Annotated in this window: 10 protein-coding genes; 2 read left to right on the top strand and 8 right to left on the bottom strand. The window is 55.3% G+C overall.

Annotated elements, in window-relative coordinates; all coding sequences use genetic code 11:
• The first annotated feature begins 16 nt into the window (after positions 1 to 16).
• Positions 17 to 994, top strand: a complete 978-nt coding sequence (locus AC3Y2E_RS00050; RefSeq protein WP_379205856.1) for a helix-turn-helix transcriptional regulator — start codon at positions 17 to 19, stop codon at positions 992 to 994.
• A 279-nt stretch (positions 995 to 1,273) separates the two neighbouring features.
• Here AC3Y2E_RS00050 and AC3Y2E_RS00045 read toward each other — a convergent pair whose 3' ends face one another.
• The 8 genes from AC3Y2E_RS00045 to AC3Y2E_RS00010 all read right to left on the bottom strand — a co-directional run bounded on the left by AC3Y2E_RS00045 (position 1,274) and on the right by AC3Y2E_RS00010 (position 13,131).
• Positions 1,274 to 2,365 carry a Gfo/Idh/MocA family protein gene (locus AC3Y2E_RS00045; RefSeq protein WP_379205854.1) on the bottom strand — a complete coding sequence of 364 codons (1,092 nt, stop codon included), beginning with the start codon at positions 2,363 to 2,365 and terminating at the stop codon, positions 1,274 to 1,276.
• A 36-nt stretch (positions 2,366 to 2,401) separates the two neighbouring features.
• Entirely contained in the window at positions 2,402 to 5,359 is a 2,958-nt protein-coding gene (locus tag AC3Y2E_RS00040) for a discoidin domain-containing protein (RefSeq protein ID WP_379205852.1), read from the bottom strand.
• A gap of 26 nt (positions 5,360 to 5,385) precedes the next feature.
• Positions 5,386 to 6,723 carry an extracellular solute-binding protein gene (locus AC3Y2E_RS00035; RefSeq protein WP_379205850.1) on the bottom strand — a complete coding sequence of 446 codons (1,338 nt, stop codon included), beginning with the start codon at positions 6,721 to 6,723 and terminating at the stop codon, positions 5,386 to 5,388.
• Positions 6,724 to 6,969: 246 nt separating this feature from the next.
• On the bottom strand, positions 6,970 to 7,800 hold the full coding sequence (locus tag AC3Y2E_RS00030; RefSeq protein WP_379205847.1) for an AraC family transcriptional regulator: 831 nt from the start codon (positions 7,798 to 7,800) through the stop codon (positions 6,970 to 6,972).
• A gap of 591 nt (positions 7,801 to 8,391) precedes the next feature.
• Positions 8,392 to 9,819 carry an extracellular solute-binding protein gene (locus AC3Y2E_RS00025; protein WP_379205845.1) on the bottom strand — a complete coding sequence of 476 codons (1,428 nt, stop codon included), beginning with the start codon at positions 9,817 to 9,819 and terminating at the stop codon, positions 8,392 to 8,394.
• Positions 9,820 to 9,889: 70 nt separating this feature from the next.
• Positions 9,890 to 11,047 carry a GNAT family N-acetyltransferase gene (locus tag AC3Y2E_RS00020; protein ID WP_379205843.1) on the bottom strand — a complete coding sequence of 386 codons (1,158 nt, stop codon included), beginning with the start codon at positions 11,045 to 11,047 and terminating at the stop codon, positions 9,890 to 9,892.
• Positions 11,048 to 11,331: 284 nt separating this feature from the next.
• The gene (locus AC3Y2E_RS00015) at positions 11,332 to 12,300 is read right to left on the bottom strand and encodes an ROK family protein (RefSeq protein WP_379205841.1); all 969 of its coding nucleotides are present in this window, start codon (positions 12,298 to 12,300) and stop codon (positions 11,332 to 11,334) included.
• A gap of 30 nt (positions 12,301 to 12,330) precedes the next feature.
• Positions 12,331 to 13,131 (bottom strand): DeoR/GlpR family DNA-binding transcription regulator, encoded by an 801-nt coding sequence (locus tag AC3Y2E_RS00010; RefSeq protein WP_332072638.1) that lies wholly within the window; start codon positions 13,129 to 13,131, stop codon positions 12,331 to 12,333.
• A 615-nt stretch (positions 13,132 to 13,746) separates the two neighbouring features.
• On the opposite strand from AC3Y2E_RS00010, the gene AC3Y2E_RS00005 reads away from it, so the two are divergent.
• Positions 13,747 to 14,065 (top strand): AMP-binding protein (locus tag AC3Y2E_RS00005; protein ID WP_379205838.1); only part of this gene is annotated, 319 nt, incomplete at its 3' end.

Below are 14,065 nucleotides of genomic sequence, written 5' to 3'. Positions count from 1 at the left end.
ATATGAGGTGATTCCCATGACCGCCCATCCGGCAAACGAGTACGAACACGGCTTCGAGGAAATGGCGTTTCATTTCGGCATGCACAAAAAGCGGTACGGAACGGGCTTTCAGTACCGGCTCCCCGACGAAGCGGGAGAAGGCTGGATCGTCCAAATGCCGGCGGCCGGAGGACTGTCCTGCACGAGCGTCTGGTTCACCTCGAAGCGGCCGCTGACTTATACGTTTCGGGTCGACAAGCCCTGCATGTGGATGTTCAATGTGAGCGCCGGCGATATCGTCTTTTCGCGCAAAGGGACGGCGGCCCGGCTGAAACCGATGAACCAGATTGTCGTGAATCCGCAAAAACCGCTGACGGTAACGTTTCCCGCCAATGAGCTGATTTGCTACACGTGCGTATGGATGTTCGAGGATTACATTCAACAGCTGCTGGGAGGAAAGCTGGAGGGGGAGTCGCTCCGGTTGAGCCATGTCGCTACATGGGCGGAGCAGGACTATAACACGCCGGATCTCGCGCTCGTTATGGACGAGATCAAGTGGGCCGTCCGCAAGGCGGTGCTGCCTATGTTTTATTACGAATGCAAAGCCGGGGAGCTTCTAATGATGATCTACCGCAACATCAACCATCAATGGATCGTGAACCGGAAACGGGCGTATCATGTCACCTGGGAAAACCAGCAGTTGGTCCGCGACGTCAAAAAGCAGCTCGACTACGATATTTTAAACGCCCCCTCCCTAAGCGAGCTGGCTGCCGCCGCGACGATGAGCGTGAGCAAGTTCAGCCGCTGTTTCCTGAATCTGTACGGCATGACGGTCGCCCATTACATTCAGACGGAGAAAATGAAAAAAGCGATGCAGATGCTCGCCCGCGACGAGCTGGCGATCAAGGATATCGCCAAAGCGTGCGGTTACAAGTGCGCCAGCCGGTTTACCGAGGCGTTTAAGGCGACGAACCGGATAACGCCGAGAGAGTACCGAAAAGCGTTTTATTTGTAGATTGGGGTGATCTAAGTCTCGCTCTCTTTAGGACCTCGTAAAAATTAGATTGCTTGAGACGCCAGTGTATAAACTTCTTTCTGCAGAAGATCATCCGTCTTTTCCGGATGTACCAATCGATCTTGGACAGGAATCTATTCGCTCACCACGGTCTACCTTGGCATAGTAGTTCCTCCATCCTATGATCTTCGGGTTAGTTGATGTCCCGGAAAATCGAAACCTTAAGTTTTGCGGGCAAAAAAAGACGCCTGTCGGTAGACAGACGCCAGGCTGTGACACTTAAGCTTGTTGGTACACATTGCTGGGATAAATGTGCGGGTTTTGGCGGCGGCATTCTTCCATAACCGCCATTTGCAGCCGCACCTGCTGCGGCGTGATCGCCAGCGGTGTCCCCTCAGTCATCGAGGCGTACAGCATCGCATAAAGCGACGCTGTATTCTGGTCGGTCATCGCCATGCCCTCTACAGACTCATACTGCCAGGAATCCTCATGCCAGATCAGCTTTTCGCTGCAATAGGCAGGCTCTCCGTTCGGCTTGATCAGCGGCGTGCGGATCAGTTGCTGCTGGGGCGCTTCCTCCGGCTTGAAATATTTCCATTGCAGCTTGCGCAGATCGCCTGTCAGACCGCCGTTCGTAGCGTGGACGGTGAAGACCGGGCGCGGATACACCGTGCAGGAGGAGATTTCCAGATCAATCGTCGGACGTCCGGGACCCCTCATGACAATTTTCACATAATCCTCCGCGTCTCCGAACGTATTGGCCCGATCCATAACGCAGGTAATATCCGGCATCTCGTCTGCGCCATACAGTTGAAGCGCCTGGTCGACCGGATGGGGGCCGGTGTTCAGCAGATTGCCTCCGTTATTCGCTTGGATCGTCTGCCAGTCCCATCTTCGGGAAAAGTTGCTGCTCGTAAAATCGACCTGGACGACCCGGCCAAGCACGCCGGAATCAATCACCTCGCGCAATTTCACAAAAGCCGGCATATAGCGGGATTGCTGGAATACCGCAAGCACCGCTCCGCTCTCCTTGGCGGCCGCGATCAGCTGATCGACCTCGGCCGGCGTTTTGGCCAGCGGCTTCTCGCACAGCACGTTAATCCCCTGCCGGAGCAGCTCCAGCGTAATCGGAAAGTGCAGCTCGCTTGGCGAAGCGTTGACGACCAGATCGAGCTTTTCGTTTGCCGTCATTTCTTGGTATGTCGCGTAGGCCTTGCACCCATATTCCTGCTCTGCGCGCTGGCGGCGCTCTTCCAGTCCGTCGCACACGGCGGCGATCCGATACGTATCTGTCAGTTTGCTTAGGGCATTTCCGTGAATGTTCCGGCCGCTGCGGCCTTGTCCGATAATTCCTGCCTTGATGATGCTCATGGGTCAAGCTCCTTCCGACGCATAAATGTGATGGGTTCAGGGCTGCGGGGCGCCCGCTTCGGTTCCATAAATCGCCTGCATCAATTGAGTTTCGTTCAGGCTCATGCCATAGACGGCTTGCAGCGCTTTAGGATTTGCCAACTTTGTGGTGAGATCGCCGTCCGTCACTTTGGTTACGCCCATATCTCCAGCGGCGAACGCAAAACTGGTGGAAGCCGGCCTGCGATAAGCCACATTCCCATGCGACTCGTCCTCCCCGTCCCCGGCCGGTCGGTTGTACACCTCGACTTCCTCGATATAACCCACAATCTTGGAGGGGTCTGGGTCTACGATGCTTTGCACCGTCAGCCGAATGTAACGGGCATTCACCGTCTGGAAGCGGATCGTGCCGGAGTAATGGTTTTTCGACTCCATATCGGGACTGAGCAGTTCACTCGCGGAAGCGTTCTTCAGCAGCGCCCAGCTTGCTCCGTCCAACGAGTATTCCAGGATCGCTCCGCGCGCCCTCTGGAAGCTGTACTCGTAGGCCTTGAACGTATTGAAATCGACCGCTTGGCCCAAGTCGAGCACGAGGGAATAGCCCGCTCTGACATTCCATGTTTCGGCAATTTTGCTTACGGTTTTGACGCCGTCGGTAAGCACCGCCGTATTGGTTGACGGCGGATTGCTGACCGTTGCCGGCTTGCCCAGCGCCAGATTGATCTTCGACGGGTCTCGCTGCGTCTTCACAAGTACACTCAGACTGTCGTCGCTCCATTCTACCAGCAGTCGCGCAGCAGCCGCATAGCCTTGGAGCGGCACTTCCACGCGTCCGTTCCGCACGGCGGTCGGAGCTGCGAGCGCAATGGGGTTCCCGTCCGCAATGAGACTTGAGCTCCCGACAGCAAGCCCGATCGTCCGGTCGCCCCGGGTTAGTGTGATCGTCTGTCCTCCGTTATCTTGGGCAAACGTCCACCCCGTGGCCCTTGCAACCTTCTCGACAGGCACGTACAGGTCCGCGCTCCCGATAAAATCGTCCTCTCCCGGCCTCAGGATCGCGCCGTCGATCACCGAACCGCTGATCAAGACCGTATAGGCTTGCGGCGCGCGCTCCACCGGATTCTCACCGTCGAGAACGCGGATTTCAAACAAGGCAACGGCGCCGGGATTGGCAGACTTCGTCAGCTCTAGCAAAACATACCGGCCGCTAGCCGCGCCAAGCGTAAACTCCTGCGTCCAGCCCTCGACTTCGTACAAAGGCGCCGCTTCGGTGTAGCTGATGTCGTCGTCCGATACGAGCACGCGGACTTGCTCGGCTTCCTGGCCGTACACCCAATCCAGCTTGACCTTATGGAAAGCTTGGATATTGCCGAGATCAAGCTTCAGCCAGTGGGCGGCTCCGGAATCGCTCGTCCAGGCGGTGGAAGGATTTCCGTCTGTCAGCAGGGAAGCGCCGCTTTCCTGCGAAGATGCCGATACCGTTTGGCCGCCAGCCGCGTTCACCGCTTCATGGTACAGCTCGATTTCCCTTACTATCGCCGTCGGTTCGGGCAAATCATGGTAAATCAGCAGACGCACATATCTGCCGGTCACAGCCGAGCTGAGCGCGATATCGTCCGTCCCTCCGTCTCCTGCCGTCTGAGTGTAAATATCCGCAAACTGCGAACCGTCGTCCGATATCCGAACCTTATAGCTGGCGGCATATGCGCTGCCCCACTTCAGTACGAGACGATTGAACGTCTTGTTCGCGCCGAGGTCGATCTCCAGCCAATCCTCCGCTGAAGATGCTCCTTGCCAGCCCCCGTTCATATCCCCATCGACAGCGAGGCCTGCATGCAAAACATCCGTCGAGGCGCTGATCGGTCTGCGCAACGCCAGGTTAGTTTGGTCCCGGATCGTTTTGGCTGCGGTGACCATATTGCTCGCCTCATAGATGTACCATGTCCATTGGTGCCCGTTGTCGATATAGTTGGTCTGGGCGTTCGTCAGCGCCTCGTCGACTCTGAATTTATCCCCCATCATGGCAGCCACGCTCGCGACTTGCGTCCAGGGAAACTCGTTCCGCTCATGCCGGTACATCCAGGCGGGCTGAGCTGCATTGAAGTGCGCGTACAGCTCACGCGACCGCTCGGCTTGAGGTGAGATGACCCCGTAACGCGTCGGGAACAGCTCGCTCACTGCATCGCCGTAAAAGACAGACCAGTCCGCCGCTCGTATACGGTTTGGCGTAAAATAAAAGTAGTACTCTCTCTCGGCCTGCCTGTACATGCTCTCAACGCCGGCGAACGACAAGTTCATCAAATATCGGTAGCGCGCTGCCGCCTCTTCGTCCTGGAACACTTGCTCCTCCAGCCACACCATCGTCTCCAGGCTTTGGTAGACAAGCGCGTTGTCCTGCAAATATTTCGTAAAATGACCTTCCTGGTTTTTGGCAAAGCTCAGGCCGTCCGGCTGCATCGTAAACAGCGCCGACTCCAAAGCCAGCTCGATATCTGCCTTGTGCTGCTGCAAATAGGCGGTGTCCTGGCTAACCTCGACATATTTCTTGAGCGCCAGTACGAAGGAGGACCCGCGGGAATCCGAGGCGGAATAGTCGTTGAACGTCCATTGCTCATCCAGATTCGCACTGTTGACATAATAGACGTAAACCGTGCCCGTGACGCCGTGCGTGTCGGGCGTCCGGTTCAAGTGGCGGAAGTACCATTCGAACCATTTCTTCGCCGCCGCCACATGGTCCGCGGACGGGTGCTCCAGCATGCCGATCACGGATAGATTGGAGAAATACGGATCGATCTTATGGCCTTTTTGGCCGGTATCGGGATTCGTGGTGAGCTGGTTTTTGTTCATCACGATGGCGCCGTCGGACGGTTTGCCTTCGTTTTGGATCTGTTGGTCGGCAATCCAGCTCGCTTCCGTTTCGATAATGCCGGAATAGTCGATGGCCGCTTCAGACCTGAGCGCAAAAACGAACAAACACAGCACAGGCAGCGACAGCGCCGCAATCCATTTTTTCATCCGCATCCTTCACTCCTCGTCGGACTTTATTTGGCATCCGCCTCGATTTTTTTGATCAGGTTTTCTTCCGCTTCCCGCAGCGCCGTATTGACATCCTTTTTGCCTATCGCCACCTGGGCGAATACGCCGGTGTTCAGGATGGAGGAGGCGTCTGCGTAATATTTGCTCTGCGGGGAAGGAGCCGCAGTTTTGCCGGAGATCATCGCAGCGACGTTTTTCCCTTTATACATCGGTGCATCCTGCCCGAACGCCTTGCGCACCGCATCGCTTTGCAAGAGAGATACGAAGCTTCCTTCTCGAGATTTCTGCATATGAAACGGTTCCGACGACAGGAAGGAGAGAACCTCGAACGCCTGATCCTTCACCTTGCTGTTGACGGAAATAAACAGGTAGACCGGATACACTTGCGGCTCTACGCCCGGCAGCTGTGACAACGACGGGAATTTGGCGATGTTCCAGTTCATTCCTGCAAGCTCCGTTTCGGTGTGCATCGTGCTGACCGGCAGCCACATCGCCGCCGACCGTTCCTTGATGAACAGATCCCGCTGCCCGCCGACAGATAATTGCTTCGTATCGAGATCGTATCCGGGAAGCTGATAAAACCGGATCATATTATCCATCATCGTTTTGACCTGGCTCGTATTGATCGTTGCTTTCTTCGTCGACGGATCGACCAGATTAAGCGACAGCTGATTGCGCAGCATGTAGTGGTTGGGCGACATCGTCAGGCCGTAATACTGGCGGTCGCCGTCTCGCCGGGTCAGTTTTTTTGCCGTCTCGTATAGTTCGTCCCATGTCATCTTGTCGGTCGGATAAGGTACGCCGAACTTGTCGAACAAATCGGCGTTGTAATAAAGCGGGGCCGGAAGCGTGTACATCGGAAGCCCGTAGATGGCGCCATTGCCCATCTGCTTGATCATGTCGATGCTTGAACCCTCGAAGAGGCCCAAATCGAATTTGTTTTTGTCGATCAAGGGAGTCAAATCCGTCTGATAAGCGCTGTTCAGAATCGTAAATGTCCGGCCGACAGAGCTGACAATCACATCGATTCTTTGATTTGCCGCCGCCAGCTTCTCCAGCGATCCGGCGGAGGTTGGTACAAATACGGGCGTAACATGCGGAAACTTCTTCTGAATGTGCTGCCCGTATTCCTTCATAAAATAATCGTCCTTGTCCCAATCTGCGCTTGTGTTGTAAAAGTAAAGCTCAACCGGATCCTTCGCCTGCTCCTGCGGCTTGCCCCCGGCTTCGGATTCGCTGCCCGCGTCCCTTCCCCCCGGGCCTCCCGCACACCCGGTCAACGCCAAAATCAGCGCCGCCCCCAATAAAGCACGCTTCTTCATCTCTCCGCGCACACGTTGCACTGCGTACCCCTCCTGTCGATAATAGCCTTCTACAACAACTTATCACGAATCGAAAAGCGCCTCCCCTGCGTGCTTGGTTTGCTGGTGCTCCGATTTATCTGCAATTGGTTTCTTGTGCATAATCGACTTCAAATACAAAAGAACCTTCAAAACCACCAAACAAGAAACAGCAACGAAATAACGGACGTGCCGTTTCGTTGAAGCTTCTAAGCGGTAGAAGAAGGTTCTTTTCGATAATGGGTCCTTTCATTGAAACAATCTGCGGAAATGCTCCGGCGTGACGCCCACCATTTGTTTGAAATTGCGGGAAAAATGCGCGGGCTGATGAAATCCGACCTCATAGCATACATCGGTTACGGAGCGGTTTCCGTCCATCAAAAACAGCAGCTTTGCTTTATTAATCCGGCATTTATTGACATATTCAAATATGGTCAAGCCTGTCGCTTCCTTAAACAATTTGACCAAATAAAATTTGTTGATGTACAGATGATCCGCTATCCGGTCAAGCGTAAGCTCATTCATATAGTTCGTCTCGATATACTGGATGAGCTGATGAACCCGCTGCGCTTTCAAGTCAGTCGCATCCACCAGTCTTCCGGGCCCTTCCGCCCAGCAGTCGTAGATGAACAGCAGCAAATCCTGAAACGCCGTCCGCAGCCGATGAAAGGGCACAAGACCCGGCTTTCCGTGGAACCGGCTCATGCGCAGCAGGATATCCTCCGCATCCGCTCTCTGGCTTTCGGACAAGCTCCAGCGGCAATAATTCGAGTCGCGAAACGGCTTCAGCCAATCGATCGCATCCTCCTGCTGGAGCAGGGGGCGCACATACGCGCCGTCGAACCGGACCATCGTTCTCGAGCACGTCTCCTTCATCAGCGAGCCGTGGCGGCTAAGCCCGTTCACGATAATCAGATCGCCCGGAGACAGTTCCATCGATTCGCCCTCGACGTAATACTCGCAGCTCCCGCCATGAAAATAAAAAATTTCATATTCGGTATGACTGTGCAAATATGGCTTGCGCCTGTAATTGCAGCGTTGATATACGAAATAATCCATTAGCGTTTCTGCGGAGCTCATCGTCCACCTCCTTGCCTTATTCCGTACATTTTACTCCGGTTTCCCTCGTTTGTAAACGCTTCAGAATTGGGGTAAAAATTGCCGCCCGGGGAAAAGACCGGCTTTGCCCACCACTCCAATAGGCTCGGCGTCGAGGTGCAGCGACGGCTCCGCTTCGGCATATACGGCCAGCTTGTCTTCGAAACGCACCTTGGCGGTAACCGCGCGCGGTCCTCACGGATGGTTCATCAGCTAGCTATGCCTAGCTTGGCTAGGCGCGCAACGAACACAGCGGACGTTTTTGTGGTGAATTTCGATCGGACATGGATGCAACGATTTGATGAGAAGTGTCACTTTTGGAGGTGGTTCGAAGCAAATAAGCGCTGTGGTGACCGTTACAATTTTAAAAAACTGTTTTTTAGCAAAATAACATCCGCCATGTCCGTTAGATCAAGCAAGGTTTAGCGTAGATTCCGGATTCATCTTCGCTTTAACACGGTGTAGAACTTATACACTCTGATCTGTTAAAAAAGAGGCTTTCTCCCCCGGTCTCTCAAGACCTAGGGAGAAAGCCCCTTCGTAATATCTATACAGCCGGCCGTCTTCCGCCATCTAGGACTTCTCGTCAATCCGATGATTGATCCGTTCATCGATACGGCGGGCTACGTTCTCCGCTGTCTCCATATTCGCCCACAACATATGCAGCTCTTCATGGAAGATCACGTTCGACTCGTTCGACAGCCCCACCTCGTAGTGGGAATAGCTGTATTTCAGCGAGTCGATGAACACATTGTAATGCTCCGGATGAATGGCCGGGTCGAGCAGCGTGTCGTCTTCCGCCACCGAACGGAGCACCGGAATCGTGCAGCCGGTCTGCTTCAGCAGCGTCTGCGCTTCTTCGCCGACGAAAAAGTCGACAAAGCTTTGCGCCACTTTGACCTTCTCGGAATATTTGTTAATGCCGAGCGATCCGGCGAGCAGAAGCGTTGCTTTCTCTTTATTTTTCGGTACGGGCAGCACGTCCCAATTCAGATCCATCCCGCGGAACTCGTTCATGAAATAATAAGTGGACAGCATCATCGCGCACTTCTCCCGCTTGAACAGATGCTCGGCCAGGTAGGAGCGGGACGTCGAGTAGATCGGCGACACTTGATGCTTGTAGATCAAATCGTTGCAATATTGCAGCGCTTCGATATTCGTTTCGGTCGCAAAGGCGGAACGTCCATCCGGCGATACGAACGCGCCTCCGTTTTGCAAAATGAAGGCAGGCCAGCGGTTCATCGACGAAGAGAAACAGAATCCGTACTCGTCGACCATCCCGTCTTCATTAGGCTCGGCGGTGCATTTCTTCGCTACCTCCAGCAGGTCGTCCCAGGTGCTTACCGGATCTTCTCCCGTAATCCCGGATTCCTTAAACCGGTCTTTGTTATAACAAATAACGATCGGAGAGAAATGGATCGGCACCGCCATCAGCGTATCGTCGACCGTAAACAGCTCAAACAGCTTCGAATAACTGTCCTCGTCCGGCAGCAGCTTCGGAGGCTGGTACGGCTCCATCACGCTCAGCTTGTCCTGTTCCATCAAGTGGCGGAAGTGGTGGTCGGAAATAAAGAACAGATCCGGACCTGTCCCTCTCTCGATCCGGTCGGCAAGCCGGGTCGGATAATCCTCGGCAGGCAGGATGACCAGGTCGACCTTGACGTACGGGTGGCTCTTCTCGTACCGCTCGATAATCGTATGCAGCACATCCTGCTCGTACGACTGCGAGAACCAGGTCAACGTGATCGTCTGACGGACGATCTCCTCGACCGGAGGTTTGACCCGGTTGCCTTTACCCGCTATTTTCTCGATCAGCCCTTCGTCCACCAGCTGAGCCAGCACCTTGCGCACCGAGACCCGACTTATCTTGTACTTCTCGCTAAGCGTATTCTCGGGCAGAATAAATTCGCCCGGCTTCAGGCTGCCGCTCAATATTTCATTTTTCAACTCGGTCAAAAAATGATTGTAACGCTCTTGAAAGAGGTTTCTTCTTCGCAGCAATAGGTTCCGCTCCAATACATGTTCATTAGATCTATTTTACATGACGTTACATGGTTTGTAAATTATCGCGCTAGACGAAGTTCAGTCCCGAGGGAAGCGGGAGCGGAACCGGAAACAATCGGTTGGCGGCTTCCGCCGCCGGACCGTGAACCGCGCTTTCGATCCGGACCGGATCGAACAGCAGCGAGATCAGCTCTTCAGGCTGCAGCTCCATGGAGACTCCGTCCCACTCGGCAAAATGACGGCCATCCTCGTTCGTAGAAAGCTGGAGCCGGGACAGCGCCGCTTCGTCCTTGCGCTTCAGATAAGGCGTCAACTGCCTAAGCAGTTCTCCCGCATCGACGATGGCAACGGTGCCCGTCAATTTGCCGGGTACCGCCGGGCATCCCGCTTCGGCGAGCACCGCCTCCATCCCGGCATCCTGCCACGGGACGGCGAATTGCAGCGACTCGGCGCCCTCGGCCCGCGCGCCGTACACGGCCAGTCTCACCGCCGCAGCGGCGTCGCCGGCCCACTCGATGACGCGAGGCTTGCCCAGCGGAGCGATGTCCCCGGCAACGGCCAGAACGGCGAAGGCAACCGGCGCACCGTCCCGCTCAGCCACCCATACGCGATGCTTAAGCTTCGAATTGCTGGCCGTCGGCTCGGCGTAGATCGCCGCCGCCAAATCCCAGATGCTCTGCTCGTACCCTACGTCCCGCGAACGGGAAAGCTTGCGGAGCGCGAACCAGTCCGCGCGATCGAACGGGCGGTACGTCTCCTCCCCGTCCGTTGCTGCGGACAATTTGTCCAACGATTGCTGATCCGCGTTAAAAGAAGTGAGCGCCCCGAACTTCCGGCAGCCGAACCGCTCGTAGATGCCCCGGTTCCCGGATACGAGAATGAGCGGGGCTCGTGCGCGGCGGCTGTGCTCCCGTATCATATCCAAAATCGTCCCCACGTAACCTCTGCCGCGGTATTCCGGATCGGTACATACGGCTCCGATCGAATAGACGTTAAGCTCGGCTTCCCCGATCCGGATGACCGAAGGCACGAAGCCGACGAACGAGACGAGCTTGCCGTCTGCGAACGCTCCGTAGGATTGCTGCAAGGCGGGCGAAAACGCATTCGGAAACGCGTCTCCCATTGATTTGTGCTCGGCATCGCGGAATACCCGATCGGCTAGCTCGGCCGCCGCTTCAAATTCGCCGGGACGGAGAAGTCGTATTTGTTCCGTGTTCATGTCCATTGTTCGGATCACCGTTCTTTTCTATCTAGTTTTTTGACTAGTATAGCAAAGAAACGGACGCTGCAGGTAGTAGTATATCGGTTTAATAGTTCTTGAAATCCGTTTCAATCGAGTCCAAGCGCAAAAACGCCCCTCTCCTTATAACAAGCAAAGACGCCTCCAACACCACTTAATGAAGTGGAGCTGAAAGCGTCTTTACGTTAAAATCCGGATCGGAGATGGGCCTGGCCCTGCCGTAATCGGCTTCGGATGTGTTCCCGGCCCTAGACCGCGGCCGCTTGCCGTTAGGCGCTCGCGCGCGCCTTCGCGAAGGCTCCGCTGCCGACGACACCTGCGTCGTCGTTCATCTCCGCCAGACGGATGACGAAGCGGTTCCGGTACATCGGCAGAATAAGCGGCATCAGAGCTTCCCGCATCGGGGCAAGCAGTCGCTCGCCGGCATTGGCCGCGCCTCCGCCGATGACGATCACGTCGGGACTCCACAGCGTTATCGCCCAGGCGAGGCCTTTGGCCAAGCTTTGTCCGACGAACCTGAGCACATCCTGAGCGAGCGCGTCGCCCTCGTCGTAGGCGCGCGAGATGTCCGCCGCCGTAATCTCGCTGCGGCGTTCGCCCGGGAACCAGTCGTTTAACAGGCTCGATTCGCCTTGGTCCAGCCGCTCTCTGGCGATTCGGGCGATTCCGGTCGCCGATGCGATCGTCTCCAGGCAGCCCCGCATGCCGCAGCCGCACAAGGCGCTCTCGCCTTCGAACGGCACATGGCCGAGCTCTCCGGCCAAAAATCCGCTGCCGTAATACAGCTCGCCCTTGTTCACCATAGCTGCAGCGATTCCGGTCCCGAGCGTGATACCCATCACATGGTCGAACCCTCGGCCCGCCCCTCTGGCCGCTTCCCCGTACGTATACATCCGCACGTCGTTATCGATAAATACCGGGATGCCGCCGAGGATCGCTCCGAGCTTGTCGCTGACCGGCACGTTCTCCCACTTCAGGTTGGCCGAAGACAGCGAGATGCCGCGGATCGGATCGACGAAGCCAGGATTTCCCATGCCTACCGCTCCCAGATCGGAACGGCTTAGCCCTTCCTGGCCGAGCAGCTCGTCGATCATCGAGGCGATCAGATTCAAGACATAGTCGGCTCCATTCGCCGCACCCGTAGGCTTCTTGATTTTACGGAGCAAATTCAGTTGATCGTCCAGCAGTCCGCATACGATGTTCGTCCCGCCGATGTCGACTCCGATATAATGGCTCATATGGACTCCTCCAAAGATTAAGAATGATTGCTACTCTCCCGCCGCAGTACCGGCTACGAAGACGCGAATGTTGCGTTTGCGCAGTTCTTCCAACAGCGCGCCTTCCAGCGGCGCATCGGTGATGCAGGCGTGAACCGCCGCCACAGGCGCGATCGAGAACAACGATACGCGGCCCACCTTGGACTGGTCGAAGACGACGAAGGTCCGCTCGGACCGCTTGATCAAAATTTTGGCGATCTGCGCTTCCGACTCCGAATGCGTCGTTAAGCCCTGCCCCAGCGCAAACCCGTCGATGCCGAGAAACATTTTGCCGATGTTGAGACTTTCCACGACCTTCTCGGTCAACGGACCGCACATCTCGTAGCTTTTGTGCCTCAGAATCCCCCCGGCCACTACGACCTGAATGCCGTCGCTGTCGGCCAGTTCCATCGCGATATTAAGCGCGTTCGTCACGACCGTGATGCCGCTGCGCGACTTCAGCTCCCGCGCGATCAAATAAGTGGTCGTCCCGCCGGACAAGCCGATAATGTCGCCCTCTTCGACAAGCGAAGCCGCCTTCGCGGCGATCCGTTCTTTCTCCACCCAGGACAGCGACGTCTTCTCCTCGAACGACGCTTCCTTGGACGTGTGGAACGCATCGTAAATCGCGCCGCCGATCGTGCGGATGACGGAATCCGTCTGCTCCAGAACGTCCAGATCCCGCCGCGCGGTCGCTTCCGAGCAGTGCAGCGTATCGACGATGTCCTGCACGGACACCCGTCCCTTCTGCTTCAGCATGCCGAGAATCGCTTGACGGCGCTGCTCGCCTTTGGTTAGAAGCTGTTCCTGCATACCGCGCTCACTCCATTGGTTGTTTTAGAGGTTGTTCAAAAAGCCCACTTTTGATCACGAAGCAGATCAGGTAGCCTGCGCGACATCGAATATGGAATTCAGCCGGAACTTCCGGTGCTCACAAAAGCTCCCACTACGCTCCACTCCTCACTCCCTAGCTTCATCCCATCTTCTTGGTGCCGAAAACCCGACTTTTTGAACTCGCACTTTAAGTAAGAATGTGGTTCCCCGTTGTTCCATCATTTCATCCTGATTCAATTTCTTCGCGTCAGCCTTCCATTCCTTCTTACCGGGCGAAATGAACGAAGATCCCCCATGGAAATAAATCGGCTTCCTCCGGCCCGGACGAAACACCCGTAGTTCTATATTTAGTATAAACAACAATTTTGATCGATTCAATCAGTATTATGATCGTTTCAATCACATCATTTCAGACTTGTTTGACTTTTGGACATTTTAATGTACCGCCGCCTGTGTCTATTTTTCGAAAATGAGCATGTTAAGTCCGAAAATGATGTGATATAATATTCTTTGTGTTTTTTGGCAGTCGGGCAAGCAAGCCACTACGAAATGAAAACGTTTCATCGAATTCATCCATTCAGGAGGAACGTATTTATGGACAAGCAAGCGGACATCATCAAGGCAGTATCGACCGACGGAAACCTGAAAAACTACGAGGAAGCCCGTGTGTCGTTCGATTGGGCCGACGTAGAAAAACAGTTCTCCTGGTATACGACCGGCAAAGTTAATATGGCCTACGAGGCGATCGACCGTCATGTCGAAGCCGGACTGCAGGATAAGGTAGCACTTTATTACAGTGACGCCACCCGCGATGAAGCGGTTACTTACGGGCAGATGAAAGCGAATTCGAACAAATTCGGCAACGTACTGCGGAAGCTCGGCGTCGGCAAAGGGGACCGCGTCTTTATCTTTA

The sequence above is a fragment of the Paenibacillus sp. MAH-35 genome (genome assembly GCF_058135425.1).
This window is presented reverse-complemented; position numbering and strand designations above follow the sequence as displayed.